This window comes from Pseudomonas sp. yb_2, from assembly GCF_043103905.1.
Lineage (GTDB): Bacteria > Pseudomonadota > Gammaproteobacteria > Pseudomonadales > Pseudomonadaceae > Aquipseudomonas > Aquipseudomonas alloputida.
Genome location: NZ_JBICKH010000040.1, coordinates 42,938 through 67,900, shown reverse-complemented (window position 1 = coordinate 67,900; position 24,963 = coordinate 42,938). Strand labels below are relative to the sequence as shown.

Annotated in this window: 25 protein-coding genes and 2 pseudogenes; 8 read left to right on the top strand and 19 right to left on the bottom strand. The window is 60.1% G+C overall.

The features are described 5' to 3' along the window. Positions 1–212 precede the first annotated feature (212 nt). On the bottom strand, positions 213–1,937 hold the full coding sequence (gene mobH, locus ACF8FB_RS10390; protein ID WP_392511285.1) for a MobH family relaxase: 1,725 nt from the start codon (positions 1,935–1,937) through the stop codon (positions 213–215). A gap of 222 nt (positions 1,938–2,159) precedes the next feature. Between mobH and ACF8FB_RS10385 the strand changes: the two are divergent. Together ACF8FB_RS10385 and ACF8FB_RS10380 are read left to right on the top strand one after the other, a co-directional pair. Next, a pseudogene (locus ACF8FB_RS10385) lies at positions 2,160–2,353 on the top strand (hypothetical protein). Between the two features lie 125 nt (positions 2,354–2,478). Next, complete coding sequence (locus ACF8FB_RS10380) at positions 2,479–2,844, top strand: histone-like nucleoid-structuring protein, MvaT/MvaU family (protein WP_367250905.1); 366 nt, start codon at positions 2,479–2,481, stop codon at positions 2,842–2,844. A gap of 84 nt (positions 2,845–2,928) precedes the next feature. On the opposite strand, the gene ACF8FB_RS10375 is transcribed toward ACF8FB_RS10380, so the two are convergent. From ACF8FB_RS10375 to ACF8FB_RS10365, 3 genes are all read right to left on the bottom strand, one after another. Next, a complete protein-coding gene (locus ACF8FB_RS10375; RefSeq protein ID WP_392511284.1) occupies positions 2,929–3,867 on the bottom strand; it encodes an ArdC family protein in 939 nt (312 codons plus the stop codon). A gap of 86 nt (positions 3,868–3,953) precedes the next feature. Beyond that, positions 3,954–4,274, bottom strand: coding sequence for a hypothetical protein (locus ACF8FB_RS10370; RefSeq protein WP_367250903.1), 321 nt, complete (start codon positions 4,272–4,274; stop codon positions 3,954–3,956). Between the two features lie 295 nt (positions 4,275–4,569). Continuing rightward, positions 4,570–4,935 carry a DUF3085 domain-containing protein gene (locus tag ACF8FB_RS10365; protein ID WP_367250902.1) on the bottom strand — a complete coding sequence of 122 codons (366 nt, stop codon included), beginning with the start codon at positions 4,933–4,935 and terminating at the stop codon, positions 4,570–4,572. Between the two features lie 462 nt (positions 4,936–5,397). Between ACF8FB_RS10365 and ACF8FB_RS10360 the strand changes: the two genes are divergently transcribed. Then, the gene (locus ACF8FB_RS10360; RefSeq protein WP_302088562.1) at positions 5,398–5,757 is read left to right on the top strand and encodes a hypothetical protein; all 360 of its coding nucleotides are present in this window, start codon (positions 5,398–5,400) and stop codon (positions 5,755–5,757) included. Positions 5,758–5,760: 3 nt separating this feature from the next. On the opposite strand, the gene ACF8FB_RS10355 is transcribed toward ACF8FB_RS10360, so the two are convergent. The 14 genes from ACF8FB_RS10355 to ACF8FB_RS10290 form a co-directional block, all read right to left on the bottom strand. Further along, a complete protein-coding gene (locus ACF8FB_RS10355) occupies positions 5,761–7,299 on the bottom strand; it encodes a conjugal transfer protein TraG N-terminal domain-containing protein (protein ID WP_367250901.1) in 1,539 nt (512 codons plus the stop codon). A 9-nt stretch (positions 7,300–7,308) separates the two neighbouring features. Then, positions 7,309–7,614: a hypothetical protein gene (locus ACF8FB_RS10350; protein WP_367250900.1), complete on the bottom strand. Its 306-nt coding sequence runs from the start codon at positions 7,612–7,614 to the stop codon at positions 7,309–7,311. Further along, the gene (locus ACF8FB_RS10345; protein ID WP_367250899.1) at positions 7,611–8,966 is read right to left on the bottom strand and encodes an integrating conjugative element protein; all 1,356 of its coding nucleotides are present in this window, start codon (positions 8,964–8,966) and stop codon (positions 7,611–7,613) included. The genes ACF8FB_RS10350 and ACF8FB_RS10345 overlap by 4 nt, the downstream gene beginning before the upstream one ends. Next, positions 8,966–9,943 carry a TIGR03756 family integrating conjugative element protein gene (locus ACF8FB_RS10340; protein ID WP_392511314.1) on the bottom strand — a complete coding sequence of 326 codons (978 nt, stop codon included), beginning with the start codon at positions 9,941–9,943 and terminating at the stop codon, positions 8,966–8,968. Before ACF8FB_RS10340 ends, ACF8FB_RS10345 begins: the two co-directional genes overlap by 1 nt. Before the next feature lie 222 nt (positions 9,944–10,165). Further along, positions 10,166–12,907 (bottom strand): conjugative transfer ATPase, encoded by a 2,742-nt coding sequence (locus ACF8FB_RS10335; protein WP_392511283.1) that lies wholly within the window; start codon positions 12,905–12,907, stop codon positions 10,166–10,168. Next, the gene (locus tag ACF8FB_RS10330) at positions 12,907–13,326 is read right to left on the bottom strand and encodes a TIGR03751 family conjugal transfer lipoprotein (protein ID WP_392511282.1); all 420 of its coding nucleotides are present in this window, start codon (positions 13,324–13,326) and stop codon (positions 12,907–12,909) included. Before ACF8FB_RS10330 ends, ACF8FB_RS10335 begins: the two co-directional genes overlap by 1 nt. After that, a complete protein-coding gene (locus ACF8FB_RS10325; RefSeq protein ID WP_392511281.1) occupies positions 13,289–14,797 on the bottom strand; it encodes a TIGR03752 family integrating conjugative element protein in 1,509 nt (502 codons plus the stop codon). The genes ACF8FB_RS10330 and ACF8FB_RS10325 overlap by 38 nt, the downstream gene beginning before the upstream one ends. Further along, positions 14,787–15,593, bottom strand: a complete 807-nt coding sequence (locus ACF8FB_RS10320) for a TIGR03749 family integrating conjugative element protein (protein ID WP_392511280.1) — start codon at positions 15,591–15,593, stop codon at positions 14,787–14,789. Before ACF8FB_RS10320 ends, ACF8FB_RS10325 begins: the two co-directional genes overlap by 11 nt. Continuing rightward, positions 15,593–16,231 carry a PFL_4703 family integrating conjugative element protein gene (locus ACF8FB_RS10315; protein WP_186556101.1) on the bottom strand — a complete coding sequence of 213 codons (639 nt, stop codon included), beginning with the start codon at positions 16,229–16,231 and terminating at the stop codon, positions 15,593–15,595. The genes ACF8FB_RS10320 and ACF8FB_RS10315 overlap by 1 nt, the downstream gene beginning before the upstream one ends. Further along, positions 16,228–16,629 carry a TIGR03750 family conjugal transfer protein gene (locus tag ACF8FB_RS10310; protein WP_367250892.1) on the bottom strand — a complete coding sequence of 134 codons (402 nt, stop codon included), beginning with the start codon at positions 16,627–16,629 and terminating at the stop codon, positions 16,228–16,230. Before ACF8FB_RS10310 ends, ACF8FB_RS10315 begins: the two co-directional genes overlap by 4 nt. 7 nt (positions 16,630–16,636) lie before the next feature. Beyond that, positions 16,637–17,014, bottom strand: a complete 378-nt coding sequence (locus ACF8FB_RS10305; RefSeq protein WP_138736114.1) for a TIGR03745 family integrating conjugative element membrane protein — start codon at positions 17,012–17,014, stop codon at positions 16,637–16,639. 15 nt (positions 17,015–17,029) lie between these two features. Continuing rightward, positions 17,030–17,269, bottom strand: a complete 240-nt coding sequence (locus ACF8FB_RS10300) for a TIGR03758 family integrating conjugative element protein (RefSeq protein ID WP_041167230.1) — start codon at positions 17,267–17,269, stop codon at positions 17,030–17,032. Next, a complete protein-coding gene (locus ACF8FB_RS10295; RefSeq protein ID WP_367250944.1) occupies positions 17,256–17,588 on the bottom strand; it encodes an RAQPRD family integrative conjugative element protein in 333 nt (110 codons plus the stop codon). The genes ACF8FB_RS10300 and ACF8FB_RS10295 overlap by 14 nt, the downstream gene beginning before the upstream one ends. A gap of 659 nt (positions 17,589–18,247) precedes the next feature. Next, positions 18,248–19,042, bottom strand: a complete 795-nt coding sequence (locus ACF8FB_RS10290; protein ID WP_367250886.1) for a helix-turn-helix transcriptional regulator — start codon at positions 19,040–19,042, stop codon at positions 18,248–18,250. Positions 19,043–19,129: 87 nt separating this feature from the next. On the opposite strand from ACF8FB_RS10290, the gene ACF8FB_RS10285 reads away from it, so the two are divergent. Continuing rightward, positions 19,130–20,338: an MFS transporter gene (locus ACF8FB_RS10285; RefSeq protein WP_392511279.1), complete on the top strand. Its 1,209-nt coding sequence runs from the start codon at positions 19,130–19,132 to the stop codon at positions 20,336–20,338. 68 nt (positions 20,339–20,406) lie between these two features. Further along, the gene (locus ACF8FB_RS10280) at positions 20,407–20,988 is read left to right on the top strand and encodes an NAD(P)H-dependent oxidoreductase (protein ID WP_392511278.1); all 582 of its coding nucleotides are present in this window, start codon (positions 20,407–20,409) and stop codon (positions 20,986–20,988) included. Between the two features lie 68 nt (positions 20,989–21,056). Here ACF8FB_RS10280 and ACF8FB_RS10275 read toward each other — a convergent pair whose 3' ends face one another. Further along, complete coding sequence (locus ACF8FB_RS10275) at positions 21,057–21,959, bottom strand: LysR substrate-binding domain-containing protein (RefSeq protein ID WP_392511277.1); 903 nt, start codon at positions 21,957–21,959, stop codon at positions 21,057–21,059. A gap of 143 nt (positions 21,960–22,102) precedes the next feature. On the opposite strand from ACF8FB_RS10275, the gene ACF8FB_RS10270 reads away from it, so the two are divergent. The 3 genes and pseudogenes from ACF8FB_RS10270 (at position 22,103) to ACF8FB_RS10260 (ending at position 24,890) form a co-directional block, all read left to right on the top strand. Continuing rightward, positions 22,103–23,503: an amidohydrolase family protein gene (locus ACF8FB_RS10270; RefSeq protein ID WP_392511276.1), complete on the top strand. Its 1,401-nt coding sequence runs from the start codon at positions 22,103–22,105 to the stop codon at positions 23,501–23,503. Between the two features lie 11 nt (positions 23,504–23,514). Further along, positions 23,515–23,988 carry a DMT family transporter gene (locus tag ACF8FB_RS10265; protein ID WP_367250881.1) on the top strand — a complete coding sequence of 158 codons (474 nt, stop codon included), beginning with the start codon at positions 23,515–23,517 and terminating at the stop codon, positions 23,986–23,988. Positions 23,989–24,029: 41 nt separating this feature from the next. After that, positions 24,030–24,890 (top strand): annotated as a pseudogene (locus tag ACF8FB_RS10260) (SMP-30/gluconolactonase/LRE family protein). Positions 24,891–24,963: the final 73 nt, after the last annotated feature.

The window sequence follows — 24,963 nt, the reverse complement described above, 5'->3', positions numbered from 1 at the left end:
GCATCCGGGAGTGAAGATCGCGGTCTCGAACGCACGGTGCCCCTCGCTGGCCCAGAGTGCAGATAGGTTCCCATAGCCCTGCCATAATCCGCGTGACTTAGCAATGCTATTATCGATAACCGAGCGATCATGGGCATCGGAAGCTCAATGGCGTGAATTATCGCGGTTAGGGTAAATACGAGCGCAACCAGCTTCCATCGCAGGGTGCGTAACTACCCAGATATTTGCAATGAAAGGAATGGGTTTGCAGTTGGAGTGACATCGGCAATGCTTGCTGCTTCGAGAATAAGGTAGCCATTTAGGAGGCTTGTTTTGCGAGGCCCTCTTACCGTGCAGGTCCATATGTTCTGTCCGTTAGCTCGTTTCTGATGAATTCCCAGCCTCTCAAAGTGACGTTGAATGTGGCGCCAAGGTGCAATCTCATCGTCCGTTTTCGCCTGCTCCGGATGCTCCGCGGCGTAGCGTTGGAAAATGCCCGGAGTGACCAGGAAAAAAGTACCCTCCACGGTGTGGACTTTGGCCTTGCTGTCGTTAATCACCAATCGATGACTGCGCAGACCGTCGCGCAGCCACTCTAGAAAGGCCACTCCGATGGTATCCTGGGGCGGTGTAGTTGCAGACTGCTCGCTTCTAGTGCTTGAGTTGGTCTCAGGCTGACGCGGCTCCTCCAACATATTCATCAGATCGTCTAGGTAATCAAAATCCTGAGTCTGGGGAGCGGCGGCCGGCCGCGTCTTATCCGCGGCAGTTTGCGGCCCAGCTGTACTCGGTTCGCTGGTTTCACTAGTTGGCAGGGGGGCGACCGTCATTGGTTCAATCGTGCCGCTAAAGTAGTCTGGTCGGAGCTCATCGGCCCAGATCAGACTCGGCTGCAGGCGAAGGAAGGTGAAGCGATGCTGCCAGTCACCGTCCGAGACAGTGGCGTTCCAAACCGCTTTGCTTTCCGGTGTCGCTTCCACCAATCCATGTGACTGCAGCTCATCGAACAAGGCGATGTTGGAGATGGGGATACCGTCCACAGCCTGGGCCAGTAGATGTGCGCGCAGTTTGTCGGTCGTGGTCTTGCTCACCAGCCACAGGTGGTCTTCGGTCAGCCAGCCGGCTGCGCCGGGCTGGTTGAGCTTGAACTCGTTCTTGACGAGATGGCGCAGTCCCGTTAGCAAGTGGTGCTGCAGGGAGTGCTTGGGCGCCTGCAAAGCCTTCGCAGGATTACCACCGATGTTTTGCGCGGTGGACACCCGGTCGGCCTGCAGCACGAGCTCCCCAAGTGTCCCAGCGTGCTCGTAGTGGTCGGCGAGCAGGAACAGCAATTGGCTCCACAATTCGGGGTAATTGCTGAGCCAGTCGAGCAGGGCGGGTGACAGGATCTGCGTATAGAGCAACCCCGCCGCGGCACCGTGCAGCTTGTAATCGCGGCCGGGGTGGTGGCGGAAACGGTAGGGCTGGTTCAGCGGGCCGTGCCAGGGGTGCCAGCACTCACCGTTCTGGTACTCCACCTGCAGGTCGACAGCGATTTTACCGATGTCATGAAGCAGGGCGCCGTAGGCAATCGCAGCGCTCCAGGCATCGGCCTGTGCAGCCTGGTCTTCCGGTGCAGCTCCACTGGGGAGAAGGTAGGACTGGCGCAGCTTCAAGCTGCAAGCCATCAGTTCCAACCCGTGATCGAGCATGCCCCCGGGATAGGCGTGATGATGGCTTTCGCTGGCCGGAAGTTGCTGTACGAAGCTGGCGTAGCGGCGGATGGGCTCGAGGTAGAGCCGATCAAACTGCGCTTCGGAGAGGGCCGTATACTGCCAGATACGTTCGAGCAGCCTTTTTCGGTGATCGACGGCGAGCAGATGTTCAGCCGACTGCGGAACCATGAAGCCCTCGACGAAGGGAGTGGGAGTGAGCTCTGGCGCCTCACCTTTTCGAAATTTCAACCACCAGCGTTTCATCGCATGACCTGCTGTTCGTTCGGGAAGTCCTTTTGCCTTTTCGGATAAGCCTCTTACCCTTGCGCCCCCTTCCATTGCCGCCGTTACCCTTTACCGCCTTGGCCTTTTTCGCGTGTGTGATAATTCGAAGCCAGGTCCATCGGAATCGGCGGCCGCTCGGAATAGCGGTCCCTTTGTTCAGGGCGTAGACTGCCCGGCATCATTACTAGAGCAGGGGCGCGGATGACGTTGAGTGATGCAGTGTTGGTCGTGTTACTGGCCGATCGGATTCATGGCACGGATGCGGCCATCCGATCTGCGGCCAAGCGCTGTGGAAAAAACTGCCCCGCAGCCAGCGCGATATCGTGTTCAAGATCGGGAACAGCGCACACCCGAGGCAACTTGTGGCGCTCATGTGTCAGCACTTGTCTGATTGAGTAACCAGGCGAGGTAGTTTTTACCTGCACCTCGCAAGAGCTCGTACGCTTTAAGTAAACCCTCGGCTAAAGTCGCGGTCTCAGTTATTATCCCTGCACTTGTCCCACGCCTAGGAATATTATTCATGTCCAAACTTGCCGAGTTCAAAGCACTGGAAGCGCAACTGGCCGCGCAGCTGCAACAGCTGGATGCCATGAAAAACGACTCCGGTTTGAAGCAGGAAATCGAGTTTGAACAGAAACTCAAAGCGTTGCTGGAACAGTACGGCATGGGCCTGCGCCAGGTGATCAGCATTCTGGATCCGACCAAGGGCCTGAGTGTAGCGACCGCGAGTGCGTCCAGCAGCAGCCAGCGCAAGCCTCGCGAGGTGAAACGCTACAAGCATCCGCAGAGCGGTGAGGTTGTGGAAACCAAGGGGGGCAACCACAAGATCCTCAAGCAATGGAAGCAGGAGCACGGCTCGGACACCGTTGAGAGCTGGCTGCAGTAATCACTGGCTTCCTGCCTGCGGCCAGTGCCGCGCAGCAGATAAAACAAAGGCCCCAGATCGGGGCCTTTTGCTGGGTGAATGAAATCAGGCGGTGAGACGTGTAGGGGTATCCGTGGCTTGAGCGGACTGCAAGGCCAACAGATACTCAGAGGCTTCCCGCGCCTGACCGCTGGCGCGGAAAATGGCTCGTTTGTCTTCCTTGAGTATCTTCAGCCAGGACGCCAAGTATTCCTCGTGCCGCAACTCACCCGTGGTACCGGTGAGTGCGCAGAGAAACGCGGCGCCCATTTCTGCGACCAGCTCCTCGAAGGCATACGCCGTGGAGCCGAATGCATGCCCGTCGGTGATACCTTCCCGGTTCAGACGAGTGCGATGGCCCGACCAGTGCGTGAGCTCATGCAGAGCCGTTGCATAGTAGCTACCGACGTCCTCGAACTGCGCCTTGGTAGGCAGCTGAATCAGATCACGAATCGGCTGATAGAACGCGTCATCGCCGTAGCGATGCTCGATGCGCGCCCCGCTGGCGACCAGCAGATGCTCGGCCGGTTCATGATCGATAAAGGTCGCGGGCTCGGCGTGCTCAGCGGAGGCTGGCTCCTCGCCCGGTAAGCCTTCGGTCTGTTCGATGTTGAACAGGCAGTGCGTCCGCAGCAGCGCAAACTGCACCATCTTGATATTGCCTTGTTCATCACGAACGACTTGACCGTCCTCGTCGTGCGCTTCCTTGCTCATCGGTTTGTACAGCACCGCGAGGGTGGATTGCTCGCCCTTTCGCACATGGCCTCCGGCTTTGCGCGCCTGGTTGTAGGTCAGCCAGCGATCTTGAGTGAAGCCACGCAGTCGCGCCTCCGCCCACAGCAGCGGAATGTTGATGCCGGCGTAGGGACGCCGAGTGATGGCGTTGATGGGAAAAGGACCGTCAGCGCTTGAACCTGTGGTGGTCCAGGGCTTGATCCAGGGGATCACGCCCTGGCTCAGGGCACTGACGATCTTGTTGGTGACGTCCTGGTAGATATCGGACATGGCGTTCTCCGGTTGTGAAGGGGGAACACCTCCCCACCGGGAAGGGTTCCCGGTGGGGTAGAGGGGAAGTGAGTGTGCTAACTGGGTCAGAGGGCGGCGATGTCTACCGCGCTCTCATCAGGCAGTCGGACGAGCAAAAAAGCCGGGCCGCTGCGTGGTGTGACGCGAGCCAGCTGAAGCTGCGGCAAATGGGCAATTTCTGAAGTGCCGTTGCTCAGTAGGTCGAGTTGCAGTGCTATGGGACGGTGCAGGGCAAGCGGTGCAGAGATCAGCGCGCTATTGAGCAGGCCAGCCAAGCGCAGTGCAGATTGTCCAACCGGCTCCTCGCCTGTGGCGGGTTCAATGAACTGCCGCCAGACCCCTGGGCTCAGCACAATTGCAGTGGAGAGGTGGTTCATCCTGGGCATGGAGGCCTCCGGTTAGCAGATTCCGCGTCACCTTTCTGAGGTTTGGTGTGGATTTGCCGGATCCGATCAACCCGCCGAGCAGGGAGCGTCCGTCCATTAAAACGCGCCTGAGCGTGGGGTCAATCTCCGATCCTGACCTCTTTTGAACGGGTCTATCCAGGGTGTTCCAAGGAAGACTATCGGCCTTGAATTCCTGACCAGCGGCGATCTCCACTCAGTCTGAACGTAGTGTGTAATGCCTCCCGAAAGGCCCGCTAAGTGCCTCTCGGGAAGCGCGAAGTGCTTGCTTTTACGTTCAAGCTTTTCCCGCAGGATCAACCTCGGCGGCCAGGTACAGGTGGGTGGAGGTGGCCTCCACCACCAGCGATCCTGCAGTGCCGCGAAGGCTGGCGAGAACGGGATCATTGATGTCAAAGTACTCGGCAAAATCATCGCCGCCAAATTCATCGCGGGCGCGATTCCACCAGGTGTCGAAGGCGTCGACGGCAGGGTTGCAACCGGTGGCGTAAGCCACGCGTTTACGCCCACCGCCATCCGGCTTGCTTTCGCCAACCTCTGACATTAGGTAGACGCCGTGGTCTTTGACCAATATCACTCTGCAACCGTTGATACTGGCCTCTGCTAACACGGCGTGAAGTTCAGTGCCTGTGAAACGCAACATGGTGAGATCCTCCAGAAGGTGCGGAGGAATGCCACCCATGCGGGAGAATTCCCAGCACTGGAATGGATTGGGTTAGGTGCGTCGAAGACGCAGGCTCAGAGAGCTACGGGGATTAGAAGGCGTTCATCACCGGGGAACGGTGACCATGCGAGCTGCCGAACGCGAGTCGCATTTGGGGGGTAACCATCACATACGTGACGTAGCCTCAAAGGTTATGGCTACCTGGGATGCCGGAAAACCAGCGATTGCACAACTGGTTTAACAAGCGAGCCGAAAAGCGTCAATGGTGTTTTTCGCACGGGTCGAGCGAACCAGTCCACTGAGCGCCACCGGTGATAATTCGCTACCCTCAGGTGATCAACGGTCATGGAAATCAGCGGCAGCAGAGTAAGCTAAAGCTTGGATCCAAGTTGGCTGTAACCAAATGGCCGCGAGCGAAATGACGGGAAAGGAGCCAATCAAATGTCGACTACAGCTTCTTCAACCTCCAGTCGGACCAGCATCGGCAAGCATTGCATACACGCTGCGGTTGGTGCTGGCCAGATGGTCAAGCGACTCGAAACGACGGTGCTTCACTCCAGTGCATTAGCTTCAGTGCCCTTCAAGTATCGGCAATTTGGCTTGCAGATTTTCAAGTTGCTCATTTTGCTTGCGGTTGCGTCAGTTGCGCTTTTCTTAGCGCTTGGGATGCTTGCGCTTTGGACAATCGCAGCATTGCCAATAACTGCACCTGATAATGAGCCTGATATTTTCGAAGTGAGTCACCCTCGCCATCGTTTAAAGTATCCTGAAATGTATGACGACCACGGATCACTACGCTGATTTTTACTTGAGCTTTTGAATACCCCCGACAACTTCAGATGATCCTTTCCCAGCTTGAAGTTTGGCGCTTTCCACGCCCTGAGTAAGCAAGCTTTGAACGTTGCTGCCAACGTTGTAACCAGCCCAGCTCATCGCGCCGAGGAAAAACATCGGCAGCACCACGAACATTGCGCCCATAACGTACTCGATCACCTGCGCGGTAACCGTCCCGTCCATGAATCCTGCCGTCGGTAATGACAAAAGCAGCTGTTCGGTGGCGGAGACTTGGTTGTACAGCGTTTCCAGCATGCTCGAATCGATCCAGCGCGCAAGCTCCCACCAGAACGTCAGCATGTGCAGGGTGAACAGCGCGAACGTAATCGTCATGAGCGCCTTGAGCTGGTAAGTGCTGATCAGCAGCACCAGCGGCAAACTGATGATCGTGCCCATGATCAGGAAGGCTTGAACCATGGGTAGGGCGGCACGCAGGGCATTCATCGCCGGGAAATTGCTGAAAGAACCCAGGGCCAGGCCGGTATTGGTGGCCAGGTTGTTGAGCCCTTGTGTCAGTGAACCGCCCCGGGCACTGCTGCCGTAGTCCTGGAACACCTGCCCGGGTGCCATGCTCAACGATTGCTGCCGCGGGCTCACCAGTTCTCGCAAGGTAGCGTCTTCGATCTCGGTCGTGGTGCGCCCAGTCAGCCAACCCCGCAACTGCGACATCAGCGATGGATCGACCTCGGCCACCAAACGATCACGTAATCCGATGGTGCCATCGCTCCACCACTGCTTGCAGGTGGGATAACCAGCACCGTTGTCGAGCTGGGGTAGGGAGGTGTCACGGGTCTCGTCGTATGGCCAATCGATTCTGGGCGTTCGCGATCGATCGGTATCGTAATAGCCCGGTGTGTTCAGCAGGTAGGTCGAGCCAATCCATGAAGCGTCATAGCTCTGCGATTCGTCCAGTTCGGGCCGATTGGTAAACAACCTCGAGCGGGAAAAGCCGTAGCAGTCTCGAGTGAAGTCGGCGACCTCCTGCAGCAGTACCTGGTCGTTGATCCGCGAGCTGTCGATCTCCATGCGCATCGCACGGATGTCAGGTGCGCAGGGGATCGACGCGGTCGCGGCGGCGGTGATGCCTTTGCTCGTGGCATGCACCAGGAACCACCACACCGGTACATTCGCTGACTTCTCGCCGATGGTGTTGAAGGTTGTGCCCCAGGCCGTGTCTGCGGGCTTCGCCATGGACACGCCACAGCGCTGGCTCGCCGCATAGTCAAAGCTCACGGATGAAAGGTTCAGCGGGAAAAACGGCATGCAGCCAAACAATATGACCACGTAGCTCATCCACAACCGGTTCTCGATGCGAGGGATCGACAACAGCCCTTTGTTGCCCTCGTCGGCACCCTGTTGCCGGGCCGACAGCCATTCCTGGAGGATGATTGCACCGAAGGGAGCGGCGAACAGTCCGGTGTCTGCCAACGTGTTCCAGATGCCGTTGTTGATGATCCAGGCCAGCAGCGACAGGTAGTACTCGAGATAGCTGTTGGTGCTCATGTTCATGTTTGCACCTCACACGCGAGACAGTTCGACCAGGATGATCGAGCTGAAGCCGATCAAGCCCAGGCGCTTCAGCCGTTGCTCATCTTCAGGCTTGGGCCGCCTGCGTAACGCTGCGGCCCACCCGGCAAAAATCAGGGTGTACAAGAGCGCGCGCCAGCACGCGAAATAGTGCGTGCTTGAGCGTGCTGTTTGGACCCAATCAAGCTGGGTCACGGACAGGTGCAGCGCCATCCAAGCAATCATCAACATGCCCAGCATGGCGCCGAGGATCATCAGCACACGTGCGAGCGTGGACCTCACCGAAAACAAGATCATGGCGTGCTCCTCTCCTGTTCGGCCCGGCGCAAACGGTCCGGCTCCGGATCACGCTGATCGATGCTACGCGAGGCGTCGGCACCGCCGGCGTGGCGATCGAGGACCAGGCTGGCGGTGTTCGTGGCCAGCGACTGGCGCACCTGCAGCTCGGTTTGCAGCAGGCGGATCTCGCGCTCGAGGGTTTCGACGTTGCCATTGAGGGCGCTGGTGGCGGGCTGTGCTGAGGCCACGTTAGGCTCATGGCTGCCGGCAAACAGCGTGCGCTGCAGCAGCATCGCCTTGTAGATCACGCTCGATAGCGCGGTCTCGCTGGCCAGGCGTCGGGCCAGCAGGTTCTGGTCGGGGTCGTCGCGTAGCCCTTCGATGACGCCGCGGGAGACCTGCAGCAACGGGCTAGAGACTTTGCCCAGGTTCTCTGGTGTCGGCTGGTCGGCACCCGAGACCATGAGTTGCAAGCCTTCCAGGTTTTCCGTGTAGGTTTCCTGGATCAGCGGCGACAGCCCGGTACCGGCAGTTACCCGCAGCGTCTCGCAGTCGTCGCAGGTCTGAACCTCGGTTTCCCCGAGCACACGCGTCGCCCACTCGGAGGCTTCCTCGGGGCTCGACCAGGCTTGGCAGATGGCGCCATTCTGGCAAGCCGAACCAAGAGCCGAGGTATCCTCGACCGCCCGGTTGTGCAGCAGGTTGTAGCCGGCTTTGACCACGTCCGACGTCACCCGGATGGGTTGCTGGCCGTTGCCACCGGCTTTTTTCCCACCGACCCAACTGACGCCGTTGTTGCCGTTGTTGGATTCGGTGTCCTTCACCGCCGTCACGGCATCACCGCCGGACTGCTCGAGGTTGTGCTGCATCTCCTGGTTCTGCGCCAGCGCGCCCCAGCCGGCCTGGTCGACCTTGTCGGCCATCTTCGCCGCCATTGCCTGGCAGGTGAGCTTGGATCGGTCGAAGTCGATCCGTCCCTGCAGAACACCATTGCTCAGCAGCTCGTACAACCCGGGGTTGGCCCGCTGGATGATCATCGCCGGCAGCGACATCACCGCCTGTGTGGCGTTCTGAATGACGTTGCCCATGATCTGCTGGAAGCCCTGGGTGGCGCCATTGAGCTGGTTCTGCAGGGTGTTCGAGAGGTTCATGTTTCCGCACATCATGTTGGCGCGCCAAGACATGCCCACGCCAAGGCCATTGGGTCGGTAGAGCGAGGAGGGCGCTCCTGCCGCTGAACCGCCGCCGATGGTGTACATCACCCGGTCGTCCAGCACCTGAGCCTGGTCACCAAGGTGGTAGCCGTTCTCGGCGGCGTTGCCCACGGCATAGACGAGGAAGCACAGCAGACCTAGCGAGAGTGTCTTCATCATTGGCCTCCGTCAAAATCGATGCTGAACAGGAAGGTCTGGCCCATGCGCTGGCAGCAGCGGTAGGGCCGCCACAGCGACCAGGCATAGGCGCCGTCGGCGCTCTGGATCGTAGCGCTGGGGAAGATGGCGCAGGTGCTTTGGATCACCGGCGTGAGCAATTGCCAGCGGTGGTTGTTGACGTTGTTCTCAATCACCGGCTGCGGCGGCCAGTAGCCGGGAGCGGGCATTGGCTGCAACGGCACGTAGACATGCGGCTGGCCAGCGCGGGTGATGAAATCACTGGCGCGCTGGGCCACTACGGCAGCCGCCTTGAAATCGTCGGGCTGCACCAGAAAACCGTGGCGTGGGTAGACGCTACCCCACATGTCGCCGAGTGCCTGGTTACCGATCTCGCGCATGCCCGGAACCAGTGCTTGCGGGTAGACAGATTCGGGAATGGCCTGGCGCCACGCCAGCGGGTCGAGGGTACTGAGGTAGTAGGGCGCAAGCGGCACGGCACCGCTTGGGCACGCATAGCCGAACGTGTGCGCAAAGGCCGTCAGGGCAGCCCCGCCGGGGTGCCCGATGCCGTCGACATTCTTGAACCGAGGCAGGTTATCGCGCTGCAGCGAAGGCGTGATGAGGTTGCCACCGCCTTGGGATGCTGACGTCGGCATCGACAGTGCCGACATCTCACTCCAGGGGTTGGCGCCGGTGTCGGCGTAACTCGACACCACCAGCTCGGGAATGAAATGCCGGATCTTCGGCGAGGTTCGCACCGTGCAGCCGAACGGCGTGCACAGCAGCCAGTAGCAGATCCCGACGACCCGGTACTCCAGGCACTGCAGCGAAGTGACGGAGGCGATGATGGTCGGGGTGGTCAGTGCCAGGCACTGCTCGGTGGCGATGAGCAGAACCGCCGCAGTGAGCGCACGACTTCGGCCGGTCTTGCTGGGCTTCGGTGATCTGCAGGCGGTAGAGGCGGTCACGTTCATGGGCAACGCTCGGCAGGTGGCAGCGGTGTGCATCCATGCGCCAAGTTTCAGCATCCCGTATCCGGCACTGGAGTACGGGAAACAAACTGAGCCCGCGTTTATCGATTTCGTCTGGCGGCTGATCTGGGAGAGCGAGTCAGGCAAAATACCGAAAGAGTACAAATGTGCTCTTGTCGATTTTTTGCTGAACTAAGGGATTGCGAACAGTCCTGGCGGCATCGCTCATAACATGCCGCGCAGGCGATCGATCTCCGTCGCGATCTGCAGGGCGGCCTCCAGCTCGGACTGCTGGTGCTCCTCCATCAATCGCCACCGTTGGGCTTTTTCCTCGGGCTCGGTCATGGCTAGTGCGAGGTACAGGCTCGGCGGCACTGCGCGGAACAGTGTTTCCAGGTTCTTCGACAGGACTACGCCCTCGGTGTACTTGCACGAGGCCTTGCTCGCGGAGAGCAGCAGCGCCTTCTGCGCCGGCGTGAGTTTCTTGAAACGGGCGATTTCCTCGATTTCCGCCGGCGGCATGTTCAGGCAGATCCACCACTCGATCATGTTGAGCATGGTCTGCGCCGCGTCGGGGAAGTCGGCCAGGTTCTGCGTCGCCAGCCAGAACCAGGCGCCCAGCTTGCGCCACATCTTCGTGCCCTTGACGACAAAGGGGGCCAGCAGCGGGTTTTTGGTGATGATGTGACCCTCGTCGGTGACCATGATGATTGGCCGGCCGAGGTACTGGTCGCGCTCGGCGAGGTTGTTCACCGTGTTCATCAGGCTGATGTAGCTGATCGACATCTGCGCTTCATAACCCTCGCGGGCGTAGGTGGCGAGGTCGACGATCGTCACGTCGCTCTCCGGCCAGGGCGTGCCGGGCCGGTCAAACAGGGCGCCCTCAAAACCCTGGCAGAACAGGTCGATGGACTCGGCCATCTCCTGCGCGCGTTCCCGGCGTTTGTCAGGCAAATGGGCGTCGCTGGCGACCTGGCGCAGGGCATCGCGGACATGACGCGTGAGTACCTGTTGGTCGGTCGCGGCGCTGTGCTGGGCGGCATCGAGGATGCACTCGCGGATCAGGCTGCGATCCGCGCGGGTCAGGCGTGCCTCTTCCTTCGCTTCACCACCGGTGATCATCAGCCGTGCGGTGATCTCCAATTCGCCCAGCACATCGCGCTGCTCATCACTGTCCGGCGCGTTTTCATCCAGGTCTTCGATCGACAGGCTGGCCACCTGATCCGGGTGCTCGATCAGCCGACGGGCATCGGCAAACGGCGCCAGGCTAAGGCTACTGCCGGGTTTGAGCTGGACCTTGTTGACGGACAAGCCGAGCGTGGCGAAGTAGTCGCCCTGCAGGCCAAAGGAGTTGCCCGCTTCAACGATGAACAGCCTCGGCCGGTACACGGCCATGACCTGCATCAGGATCGAGACCAGGGTGGCCGATTTGCCGGCGCCGGTCGGGCCGAACAACAGCAGGTGGCCATTCATCGAGCGGTCGAAGCGCGACAGCGGGTCGAACGACAGCGGTGCACCCCCACGATTGAAAAAGGTGATGCCCGGGTTGCCGGTACCGATGCTGCGTCCCCAAAGCGGCAATAGGTTGGCGACATGCTGGGCAAACAGCAGCCGGGTGTACCAGTTGCGCGTATCTCGGGCGGGGTTGTAGACCATCGGCAACCAGCGCAGGTAGCTGTTGCAGGCGGCCACTTCATCGCCCTCGCGCACCGGCTGCAGGCCGGCACCGAGCAGCACGTTGGCAGCCTGGACCGAACGTTGGCGCAGCTGCTGTTCATCCGCACCGCGCAGATACAGCGCCAAGGTGCCGCGGTACAGCTTGTGCTTGCGCCCAATCAGCGCGCGCGCTTCTTCCACGTCCTGGCGGGTTTGGGTCGAGGCGAGGTTCTCGCCGATGGCTTTACGCGCCAGACGGTTGAGCTGCTCCTCAAGCACATCCTGGGGCGTGATCACCAGGGTCAGGCTCATCACCGCCTGCTCGGGCAACTGATCGAACAAGGCGTTCAACGCCTCGCCCTTACGCGTTTCGCCGGTCAGCTGGCCGATATGCGGCGGCCTACGCAGCTTGTCGACCACCATCACCGCATGGGGCTGTTGATCGAAGTACCAGAGGCCCTGTTCGCTATCGGAGCGCGGTTCCTGGAAAAACAGCCGCTCGGCAAAATCGTGGTCGAACGGCAGCGGTAGCTCCTCGCCGTCGTCCGTCTCCGGATAGGGCACGCGTCGATAGAACGCTGCGGGGGATTCGCCGGTGAGGGCTGGAGACGGGTTGAACCAGGGCAGCAACCAGGTGTAGAAGTCGCGGCCGGTCAATCGTCGAGGGCTGACCCCGCAGGCCTGCAGCGACGCCACCAGGCGGTCGCAGGTGCGGCTCAGCAGCTGAGTCGGGCTCTGCCCGTCTTCGTCACGCTGGTCCCCGAGCCAGCGATAGACCACCAGGCGAATCCGCCGATTGCTGCCGCGCCAGGGCAGGTGGGACACGACATGGTCATCGAACAGCCCTCCCGGTTTAGCAATGGCGTCGAGGTGACGCTGCATCGACGTGAAGAAGGCCTGGGTGAATGGTGTGCCGCGGGCGCGGGGCGCGATATAGCGCTCCAGGCGTTCCAGGTACGGGGCAAAGTCACTGTCGTCCTGGCAAAAGAACTGCACCACCCAGGGCGCCTGGTCCAGTTCGTCGAAGCTGTCCTGCAGCGCATCCTCCAGGGCGTCACGGGCCGCCATCAACCACTCAGGCTCACGGCCCTCGGTCCCGATCGGCTGCAGCTCGAACACCGCGCCCACTGAGCGGTTGTCGTCGAGCAGAAAACACTGCTTATTCTCGAGGTATTCGACCCAGGGCAGGTGATCGGTGAAGCTGGGGTTATGCGCGTACTGGATGGTCTCGTCGGCAAGCGTCGCGCGTCGGCGCTGCGCCGCGCGCCAGGGCTTCCAGCGTGGCGGGTCGTGACTCGGATCATCGGCCATCACAGGTCGTCCAAGCGTTCGCCGGGCAGCGCGTACTGGACCTTCTCGTACAGCGGAAATACCGTCGAGTAGCCAGGTACCGGGGTCTGCTGGGTACCGGCCAGGTGCGGGTACACGTACATGACCAGGTCCGGATTGGGCAGGCGCGGGAACTGGGCGCGGATCTCGTTGGCGGCGGTGCGCGTGTAAGCGCTTTGGTCGCCTATCAGGCGCTCAGGGTCGAGCACTGGACGGCGCAGTTCGCCACGCGCCTCCTGCAGCTGCTGCTGGGAACCGACGGAGCCACCGCCGTTCCAGATGTCCAGCATGGTGTGATCGCCGTGGGGCAGCATTTCCTCTTTGCTGGTGGAGCACCCGCTCAGATGCAGGCCGAGCAGCAGGCTAATCCAGATCCAGTACCGAGATGGATGGGCTTTCATGGTTCACTCTCCGGCCTTTAGGCTCGTAGTCGATGCTGATCTCGTGGTCCAGGTGCAGGGCCACCTTGGCCCCGGGCGGCACGTAGATGGCGGCAAAGGCTTCGCCATAGAGCTTGTTGATCCACTCCCGGATGTCGCCAATTCCACCGCTGATGACCGAGTTCAACGCACTGTTGCCGCTGTTCTGGGTCAGGCCCAGGCTGCCGCCGGCCGAGTTGATGAACGAGGTGTTGGTCTGCTCGCTGCCCAGGGCCGCGGCGAAGCCGGCACCGGCCGCGGTGATCAGGCTCTGGCTGCCCAAGTATTGCTGGGCGTTGGAGCGGCGCTCCCCAGAAATGCAGGGAATGCCGTAGGGATCGGAGATATAGCCCAGCCCGCCACGGATCTTCTCGGTGTCCGAGGTCTGGGCGCTGCTGCGATTGCGGCTAACAACCTTCTGCGGCTGTGGCACCGTGCGAACGGTCCCGTCGCTGAAGACAAAAGTTATCGACTCGACCTGGCCGCGCACGCAGGACAGCGTCCAGTCGCCGGCAGCGGTGCCGCTCATGACCGCGCCGACCACATCCGGCAGGTCGATGCCGTTGGCGGTGAGGTTGTCCGGGCCCACCAGTACCTTGAACGGATAGGGGTCGTTCACCGTACCGTCCACCGGGACCCGGCCAATCAGCGCGGTCATGGCGATCGAGCCCATCAGCGTCGAGTTCTCGGGGATGGTATAGGCGGGCTTGGCGCCCTCGGCGCGGTCCTGGGCATTCTCCAAGTCACGCTCGCCTTTGGCGACGGCACGCAAACGGTCCTGGCCACGATCAATGGCGTTGTTGTCCAGGCCGTGCAGGTCCTTGAACGTCGACGTCAGCGATGACAGCGGACCTTCCGCTTTGCTGGTGTCGTCCAGGCCGGCGCGTGCATTCGACGGCTCGATCCACTGGACTGCGTCAGACGCGGAATCCGCCCCCGAAAACTGTTGCCCGTCGCTGGGCTCAAGGCCAAAGCCTGCGGGGACATCCGACTTCGCGGCCGGCTTGCTGGTAAGCTGGTCCTTGAGCCTGGACAGCAGGCCCTGGGTTTCGCGGTGCTGCTGTTCGGCCTTCTGCCGGGCATCGTTGGCCTGCTGGCGCTGCTCGGTGACCTGCTGGGTGACGCTGCTCAAAGTGCTCTGGATGCGCGTGTCGATATTGCCTTCGCGCGAGCGCAGCCGGTTGTTCTCGGTTTGCAGCGCATCGTTGCCTTTCTTCAGCGTCTGCATCTCGCTGCGCATCGCCTTGACCTGGCCAATCAGGGTGGCCACGGTGTCGCGCGGGGTATCGCCCGCGATGCCAAGGGCCTTGGCCTGTTCCGCGCTGAGCGTGGTTTTGTCCGGATCATGAGCGGGCTGACCGTCCGGCGTGGCCATCCAGGACTTGCCGATGATCAGCACGATGCCCAGCAGGACCCCGGGTACCAACCACTTCAGCAGGCTGTTAGCTTTCATGATCGGCGGCCTCTGGTGTTGGCGGAGGCAACAGCAGCGCGTGCTTCAGGTCGCCGCCGCGGGTGACGAGGTAAGCCACGGTGGTGTCTTCAGGCGTGCCGGCGAGGCCGAGGTCCGGGTGCTGGAACGTTGCGGCGTACAGCGTGGCCTGCAGGTGACGTGGGTCCAGCGCGATTTTGTCGGGGCCGCGGTTCACGATCTTTACCGCCGTTACCCAGTAGTCGCCGAGCCGCCACGCTGCAAGCGCCTTGATCGAAACTCGTTCGGTGGGCAGCAAGGTGCTGAATGCGATGGAGTCGGTCAGCGGCACACGCCGTACACCCGGCAATGGCGCCACGGTACGCAGAGGCGCGTAGAGGTTCTGCGCGGCATAACGGGTCAGCACCACCGGTACCGGCGTCGCCGAGGGTGCTGCATCTTTTTTGGTGTCCGCGTCCGGCACTTGAATCTGGGCCACGATCTTGACTGGTTCCAGCGCCTCGCTGCCCTCGAGCGCCTCGATATCGATCAGGATGATGTCGCCCGTCTTCACCGACTGAAGCTGCAGCCGGGTAGGAGGGAACGCCACGGCGGCGCGCAGGTACACCGTACCAGCTACGGACTGTATGCGGAGCTTGCTGGCGATCGCACTGGGCAGTCCAACGCGAACGTCTTCATCGAGCATCAGGACCCGCTCCTGGCCCACCGTGAGCGGAACGGCCAAGGGTAGGCGGTCCCAGTATTTGACCTCGACGGCGCCGACCGCTGAACACCAGCCGCTGGCCATTATCAGAATCAGGATCAATACACGCATCATCACGCACCTCCCGGCAGGGTCAGCTTCTGCGGTGTGCCTTCGTAGCAGTCCAGCGCCAAGCCCCACTTGTTGCGCTCGGGATCGACATCGAAACGCACCACCCGCAGCGGATAGCGTACGACCACGCGTTTTACTGGCTCGGCGGCGTAGTATTCGTCGGCGTTGAGGTCGAGCTTGACTAGCCAGCTGTGCTTATCCAGTTGCTTCACCCGCAAGTCGGGGTCGTCGCTGTAGCCGCGGCCCAGTACTTCATAGACTCCTCGCACCCGGCCACGCAGTTCGCCAGCGGCCTTGCGATATTCGAAGTCTCCGTCGAAGAACGTTTTGCACGCGGGCGTTAGATAGGGCTGCAGGGCGAAGATGGCGCGGTGGTAATCGACCTCGCCGTCGGTGGGCCAGCGGTTGAGTTGGCCGAAGATGTACAGGGCGAAGGCGTAGATGTTCTCGGGCGGAACATCCCACCATTTGCGCGTGCTGCCGGAGCGCAGATCAGGTGGTACGTGAATGGTGAGCTCGGAGGGAGCGGCCTGCCAGCCGTACCACAGCCCGCAGCACAGGAGCGCCAGGATGGCCACGGCAAGGCGCAGGCTGAAAATATGCGCCTGCTGCGCATCCACCTTGTTGCGGAAGCGGCTCATGGGTTGGCTCTTCTATGCCGGCGTGTACGGCGCACGGTCCACGGTCCCGAATGCAGGATCAGTTGGTGCGAACCAATGCCCCAGTGCACCGCCAAGTGCCACTGCAGCCGCCGGTACAACCAGGTTTCCGGGCGGGCACGCTTGGCCCGGCGCAGCAGCTTGCCTCCGCCGAGCAGCACCAACGCCATGCATAGGAACATGCAGGTGGGGAGAGTCGCGATGGAGGCGGTGGCCACCGCCAGCGGTGCACCGAGGATCACGCCCAACACGGCACCGACGATCAAGGCGACCCACATCTCGTCGTTGGTGAGGCCGCGCAGGACGGCCGGGTCACGGTTGAGGCGTTCCGGCAGGAAGGTCAGTGTGCCGTCAGGCAGGGTGGCAGGGACGTCGGACATGATGACCTCACAGAATCGTCGCGGCTTTGGTGAGGAACCACAGGATCACCACCACCAGCAGCGCGCCGACCCCGACCACGGCGCCGAGGTCCTTCCAAGTCTTGCGCTGGTTCTGCACGTCGGCGTAGACCGTGAGCGAATGCCAGGCCACGCCGAGGAAGGCTAGGGTGGCGATCAACAGGCCGAGCAGTATGCCGCCGTCGTAGGCGTAGTTCTTGATGGTATCGATCAGCCCCGAACCCTCGCCGCGAGAGGGCGCTTCCATAGTCGGTAGGTCGGCCATGGCGAACGTCGAACTCAGCAAAACTAGACCGCCGAACAGGGCTTTGGAACAGGTATTCCCCAGCAGGAGAAACGGGCGAATGAAGTGGCGGGAGAGTTTCATGGCAAGGTCTCCGGATTACGACAGCATGAAAAACATGAGCACGATCAAGGCGAGTGCCAGGCGCAGCGTGCTGCCGCCGAGCGCACCGAAATTGAGGTTACCGGCCGCCCAGCCGCGGTAGCCGGTCCACAGGGCCCAGGTGCACCAGAGCAACGCGAGCACTAGCACCGATGAGCGCCACAGCACCGAACTGAGCTGCGGGGTAAACCCGGCAACGGCAGAAAACGCGCTGAGTTGAGCGTCAGTCATGCTCATTGGAGGGGCTCGTGTGGCGCGCGTCAGTACGGTAATCACCGGTAAGCTCGACCAGATCGGCCGGCTGCGCACGTGAGGGCGATAGGTAGTTGCTGATACCGTGCCGGACGCGCTCCAAGTCTGCCGTTAATCTGGGGTAGTCGAAGCGATAACGAACTCGATCAGTTGCGGTAGCGCTGCTACGGGCTCTATCAGCCAAGAGCTCGATGGCATCGAGCTGCCGATGCACCAGGCCAAGATCCGAGTGCTCACGCCCATCCTGTGCGGCGGCCGTGAGGGCAACTAAGCAGGTTATGAGTAAGGGGTAGGGGGAAAGCATCATGGCGAAATCCAGCTGAGTAACTGGTCTTCACCATGACCAGTAAGGTTGGCGTTGGCATGCGCTAAAGGGAATGTAGAGGGTTCGGTTTTAACGAATCGGGAGCGCGGTCGCTAGCAGAGGCGAGATGCCTCAGTCTAAAAGGGCAGTTCCACTTGCATCGCGCCTGTGTCCGCGGCCCTTGGTGCTCTGGAGGAGGAGGAGGAGGAGGAGGAGCGCCTGACGCATTCGCCGCAGTACTGGGGTGAACAGAAGCCTTCCTTTTCTGTCTGGCACCACTTGTTGCTTTTTCAACACGCGCTCTGGTGGTTTAGCAATGTCTACAATGGGTCGATTGCAGCAGTTCTCGAATGCCCGCAATCGACCCAAGGCGGACACTGATCCAAAGCACTGTAGCCAGTACCGGCCTCATCGCCGGCAAGCCGGCTCCCACAGGAATATCACCAGCCTTCAGGCATGCGCTGTACCTGTGGGAGCCGCGCTTGCCCGCGATGGGCCGCGAAGCGGCCCCGGCTACAGATGTCCGCCTTGGGTCAAGAGCGGCCACTCATGATCGGCAGCTTTCGCCCCATTGCTGCCCTTCGCAACAGGCAGCTATCGGCCAGAAGCAGACAGTGAGTGCTCGATAGCTTCGGCGCTATGTGCCAACAAGCAAGGCATTAGCGCAGAGAGGAAAAGTACTGCGTGGGAGGTTTTCCCAGGGCTTTCTTGAACATCGTGATAAAGGCGTTAACAGAGTCATAGCCCAGATTGCCCGCCACACGCTGCACGGGGACACCCTCTGCCAGGTGACTCAGTGCGATCATCAACTGCAGTTGCTGGCGCCAGCGTCCAAAGCTCAGCCCGGTCGTGTTTTCCACCAGTCTGGCCAGCGTTCGCTCACTCGTTGCAAGCCGAGTAGCCCACTCACGCAACGTCGTTCGATCACCGGGGTCTGCAAAGAGCGTATCCGCGATCTGCTTGATCTTGGGATGGTCTGATATCGGCAAGTGCAGCTCTTTCAGCGGAGCATCAGAAAGCTGCTCAAGCAGCACCGCAACTAGCCGTGCTGTCTTCCCCTCGGAATGGTAAGCAGGTTCCTGTTCAGCGAGATACAAAATCATTTCCCGAACAAGGGGTGTGATGGCGACCGTGCAACATTCTTCAGGCATGGCTGCCGCGTCGGGTTCAATGAATAGAAAGCAGGTTCGGGCATTTTTGGTCATGCGGCAACTGTGCGGCGTGCCGCCAGGAATCCATACCGCGTGCTGGGGAGGCACAAGCCACAATGCGCTCTGCACTTGACAGCTCACCGCACCGTGCAAAGACAGGATCAGCTGGCCTTTTCGATGATCATGAGAGCGGTCAGCTGATTCATTGGGGTCAGGCGCTACCTTGAGGGCAATAGCAGCCTGAGCGAAGAGATCTGAATCGAAATCCTCTGGCGAGGAAATGACTGTTCTTGAGCTTGGCATAATTTAGGTATCAGCTGTCGTAATATCTATATTAGCCAATCCTGAAGCTCTCTAGAGTTGTCTTCTTTCAGAGGACAGCTACAGAATATGTCAGATACAAAAATCAATTGGCATGCCATCGCGCTCGTCGCAAGCATTCTGCTTATTGCTATAAACCTACGCGTTCCCTTTACCAGCATCGCGCCCGTTTTGCCGCTCATCCAGAACGATTTTGGCTTTAGCGCCTCAGCGCTAGGTCTGCTTACTTCACTGCCACTCCTGGCATTTGCCGCTTTCTCCCCGCTCAGCGCCTCGGTCGCCCGCAGGTTCGGCATCGAGCGCACACTTTTCGGTGCGCTGTTGATCATTTCAGCGGGCATCCTACTCCGCTCCGCAGGTAGCGCGTGGGCGTTGTACGTCGGTACGGTACTCATAGGCACTGGGATCGCCTTGGGCAACGTGCTGTTGCCCGGCCTGATCAAGCGCGATTTCTCAACGAAAATGGCCTCCATGACCGGCGCTTACTCCATCACGATGGGCGCAGCGGGCGCTGTCGGCTCAGCCATGATAATTCCGCTGACCCAATCATGGGGGTGGCCGATTGCCCTGAGTTTGCTGGTCGCCGCCCCGCTTTTGGCGCTGGTAGTGTGGCTGCCACAGTTGAAAAAACACGAACACGTGAATCTGGCCGGCGCGAAACAAACGCCAACCGTTGCCGTCTGGCGTTCGCCGCTGGCATGGCAGGTCACGCTGTTCATGGGGCTGAACGCGATGCCATTTTATGTCGCCGTCGGCTGGCTGCCGACCATTCTGATGGACCATGGCATATCCCCCGAGCAAGCAGGCGCGGTTCACGGCACGCTGCAACTGACCACGGCCATTCCCGGCTTGATTCTGGCGGCCACGCTTCGCCGTCTCAAAGACCAGAAACTGGCCGCCGCTACCGTGAGCCTGTTAACAGCTTCATCCCTGGTCGGGCTCATGTACGCGCCAAGCTACGCCATCTTGTGGGCTGCCATCCTGGGCTTCGGCTCTGGTGCCAGCATGATGCTCGGCCTGACCTTTATCGGCTTGCGCACAAAAAACGCCGGTGACACTGCGGCATTGTCAGGAATGGCGCAGTGCGTGGGCTACCTGATGGCAGCCGCAGGTCCCTTGCTACTGGGTCAGCTGCACGATTGGACAGGTGGCTGGTCAGCACCGCTGTTGCTCACCGCCGCAATCTCCGTAGCCGGCGCATTCACCGGAATGCTGGCAGGGCGCAATGTTCAACTCGAACCCACCCATTGCAGAAGCACCACCCTGCAACACAACTAGCCAGCAAACATGCCGATCACCATAGCACGGCCTTATTACGACCTTTGCCGTGACCACTGAGTAAACCCATGAGCAACGTACTGATCATCAACGGCGCCAAGCCATTTCTCATCTCCAAGGGCAAACTTAACAATATGTTCGCCACCCTTGCCGCCGAGCACCTCTCCGCGCTCGGACATAGCGTCTCGACCACAGTGGTCGACGCCCCCTATTCGTTTGACGAGGAAATTCAGAAAATCGCCAACAGCGACGTCATCATCTATCAGATGCCCGGTTGGTGGATGGGCGAGCCCTGGATCGTCAAGCAATACATCGATGAAGTTTTCACCGCCGGCCATGGCGTCCTGTATGCCAGCGATGGCCGTTCACGTAATGACGCCTCGAAAAAGTACGGCACTGGCGGCCTATTGCAGGGCAAGAAATACATGCTGTCGCTGACCTGGAACGCGCCTTTGGAAGCCTTTGATGACCCCGAGCAGTTCTTCCACGGCGTAGGGGTCGATGGCGTCTACCTGCACTTCCACAAGGCCAATCAGTTCCTCGGGTTGGAAGCACTGCCTACCTTCATCGCTAACGATGTCGAGAAGAACCCACAGATTGAGCAAGATATCGCCAACTATCGTCGGCACCTCGATCAACACTTTCCTTGAGCCGTCGTCGCCATCTGCGCACCAGAGGAATATTCAAACCCGCTCGTTCAGCCCTGCAGCCACTGACCTCAAGCTGAATCGCCGTCACGCACGAGCCCGGCAATCCAGTCAGCGAATGCTCTCACGGCTGGCGAGAGAAAACGCTGATGCGGGTATAGCAGGTGCACAGGAACCGAAGCAGGCTGCCAATCAGCAAGCACTTCGACTAACCGACCATCTCGCAGATGCTCGGCAACCACGTTCTCAGCGAGCTGCACCAGCCCAAAGCCTTCAAGGCACATTTTGATGTAGAGCCCCGTCTCGTTGACGGCCGCTGTACCGTTGACTGGGACTGAGATCTTTTCAGTATCACGTGCGAAGCGCATTTCACCCGGCTGCCTCGCGCCGCCCGAAAAGTAGTGGATGGCCCGGTGGTGCGATAGGTCCTGTGGTGTTTGCGGCGTACCGTTCTCTTCGAGATAGGCGGCAGACGCACAGGTCACCCAGCGAAACCGGCCAAGTGGGCGCGCAACCAGGGTTGAATCATGGAGCTCACCCGTACGAATGACGCAATCGATGCCTTCCTGAACCAGATCAACCTGTCGATCGTTGACGCCGATCATCAGATAGATATCCGGATAGCGCTGGTAAAAGTCGCGCAGTTTCGGCATGACGATGAAGTGGGCAATGCCGCCCGGCATATCGACCCGTAAGCGCCCCTGCGGCCGTTTTACGGAATCCGTCAGACTGGTCTCTGTATGTTCGATCAGCTCAAGTATTTCTCGGCACTGCGTCAAATACTGAGCGCCCTCAGGTGTAAGGCTGACTCTCCGCGTGGTTCTGTTCAGCAAGCGCACTTGCAGGTACTTCTCAAGATTCTTGACGCTGCTGGTGACAGTCGAGGCTGGCAAAGAGAGTGTCTGCGCCGCCTGGATAAAGCTTCCTGCTTCAGCCACACGTACGAAAATCTGCATCGCTTGAATACGATCCATGATGTTTAACCGCCTCAAGGCAATGATCCAGAAAGACGTTATTATTCGATTAAAATGAATAATAAAAACAGTTTAACCATCTTTTTCCAGCAGTATCGCCTTGCGTACAGTTCTTCCAACGAAATTTGAAGAGGTGTACTGACATGGCAGACTACAACCGCAGCATTGTGCAAGCCCCATCAGCTCCGGCCGCCCGCACACTTATCCGCGGCGCCACGGTGCTGAGCATGGACGAGGACGTCGGCAATCTGGCTCTTGGCGATATCCTCATCGAAGGCAGCACCATCACTGCCATCGGCGAAAATCTCGAAGCCGGCGACGCTGTTGTGATCGAGGCATCCGGCATGATCGCCATGCCCGGCATGGTCGATACGCACCGTCACTCCTGGGAAGGGCAGCTGCGTCGAATCAACCCAAACGCCGCCACCCTGGAAGACTACTGCAACGCCACGCACTTCTCGTTCGCCAAATACTATCGTCCGGCCGATATGTATATCGGCAACCTGCTGAGTGCACTGGGCTGCATCGATGCCGGAATTACGACCCTCGTGGACAATTCGCATAACAGTCGCACCGGTGCTCACTCCGATGCCGCTGTTGAGGCACTGCTCGATGCTGGCATACGCGCCGTACACGCCTCAGGGGCGCCGGTGGCGGATGAGTGGGACAAAGCACACTGGCCCGGCAACCTGGAGCGGCTGCAGGAAAAATACATCAAGAACGGTGACAACCCGCTACTCTCGCTGGCGGTGATGGCGCAGCTGGAGCCTGAGCTGTGGGCTGAGGCCAGGCGCCTGGGGCTGCCAATCATCACCGAGTTTTTTGGCGGGGACATGGCCGCTGAGTTGGAAGGCTTGCATCGCGAAGGCTTGCTGCGTTCCGACAACATCTTCAACCACTGCACCGCGCTGCCGGACGCCGGCTGGAAGATCCTTCGCGAGGCTGGCGTGCGGGTTAACGTATGCCCACGTTCAGATGCCCACTACGGCATTGAAGATGGAATGTTCGCCATTCAGTCGGCCCAGCGTCACGGCATCAGTCCGGGGCTGAGCGTCGATAATGAAACCTCCTACAGCGGCGACATGTTCATGGAGATGCGGATGGCGTTCTACCTGCAACGTGTCATGGGCATGCACCAACAGCGCTGCTGCGGCGAAGACCATCATCCCGTGGTGACTCTGCCCGCACATGGCCTGCTCAAAGCCGCGACTATCGACGGCGCCACCTGCGCCGGCTTGCAAGACAAAGTCGGCAGCTTGGTTCCCGGCAAACAGGCGGATCTGATTCTTATCAATGCGCAAGACATCAACCTTTACCCGTCAGGCAACGCCTTCGGCACTGTGGTACATGCAGCCGAGCGCAGCAATGTCGACACGGTCATGATTGGCGGGCGCATCGTCAAACGCAACGGCAAGGTACTGGGTTTGAACAGCGAGCAACTGCGGGCCGCAATCGACGAGTCCCGTGAGCATCTGTTTGCTGCTGCAGGCTATCAGCCGGATATCTTTGCCGAGAGATTCCTGCCGCTTGAGTCAGCCAAGTAAGGAGGCGCGAGATGAACGCAGCCTACTACCTGCTGGCCGTCTGTGCGGGGCTCGGCATAACCCTGCAGACCACGCTGAATGGCCAACTCGCTAAAGGTGTGGGAGGAGATTCGGTAGCCGCCGCGCTGTTCTCTTTCACTGCCGGTGCGTTATGTCTGGGCATCTTTTCATTGATGCGTGGCGGGATAGCGGCCTCACTGGTAGCTATCCCTGCCCAGCCTTTGTGGAGCCTGCTGGGCGGCGTGCTGGGTGCCGGCGCGTTGCTCAGCTATGTAGTGCTTGCGCCAAAAATCGGTCTGTCAGCCCTGCTGGGCCTCGCTATCGCCGGACAGATCATTTCGTCTTTGGTTATCGATCATTTCGGCTTGATGGGAGCATTGGAGAGGCCGGTGTCTGCAATCAAGTTGGTCGGGGCCATGGTGATGCTCGCAGGCCTTGCTATCGCGCTGTTCGGTGACAGGTGGTCAGCGCTTTTCTCCAACTGATTGCCTTGCTCACCCCCCATCCTGTTCTGTAGATCGTAACTATGTTTAAAACCCTTAACGGCACCACCAGCCTGCTTGGCGAGTGCCCTGTCTGGTGTGAGAGAACCGAACGCCTGTTCTGGACCGACATCCCCGGCTGGGAGCTGCGTGCTCTGGACCCCACAAGCGGTGAAGTGCAGCGTTGGTCACTGCCCGAGTCACTAGGCTCATTTGCCCTCACGGCAGACGAAGACATATTGCTAATGGGGTTGGCATCCTGCCTGGGCTACTACCGGCTGAGCACTGGTCGTTTCAGCAAAATTGCAGCTACACCGGGCGTGCCCGGAACCCGGATCAATGACGGCCGCTGCGACCGCATCGGCAACTTTGTATTCAGCACGATGGACGCAGCCGAGCAGGTGCAAAACATCGGCAAATTTCACCGACTCAATGCGGCGACGCTCGAAGCAGAAACGCTCGGCCTTCCCGCAGTAGCTATCCCGAACAGCATCTGTTTCAGCCTGGACGGTTCCACCATGTACTACGCCGATTCCCTATAGGGATGCATTTACTGCTGCGACTACCCCTCGATGCAACACCAGCGCGTGTTCACGACAGTCGACGGTCAGGGCGCTCCAGACGGTTCGTGCATTGATGCGCAAGGCTTTCTCTGGAATGCCGAATGGGGCGGCAGCAGAGTGGTGCGTTATGCGCCCGATGGAACAGTCGATCGCGTAATCGACTCCCCGTGTGTTCAGACCACTTGCCCAGTATTAGCAGGCCCCGGTTATGCAACGCTGTACTGCACCAGCGCGCGGATAGGACTGGATAAGCCGACAGATTCGGATGGCACGTTTATGAAAGCCGAAGCTATTGTCGCCGTGGGACTGCCTGAAGAGCGATTCTCAGGGCGCCCGAACTGAATAACGGTCTAGCCTAGCGCATCGTCCTAAATGCCTATTTTGTAGATGCCTCGGGATGCCCGCTTGCGGCCGA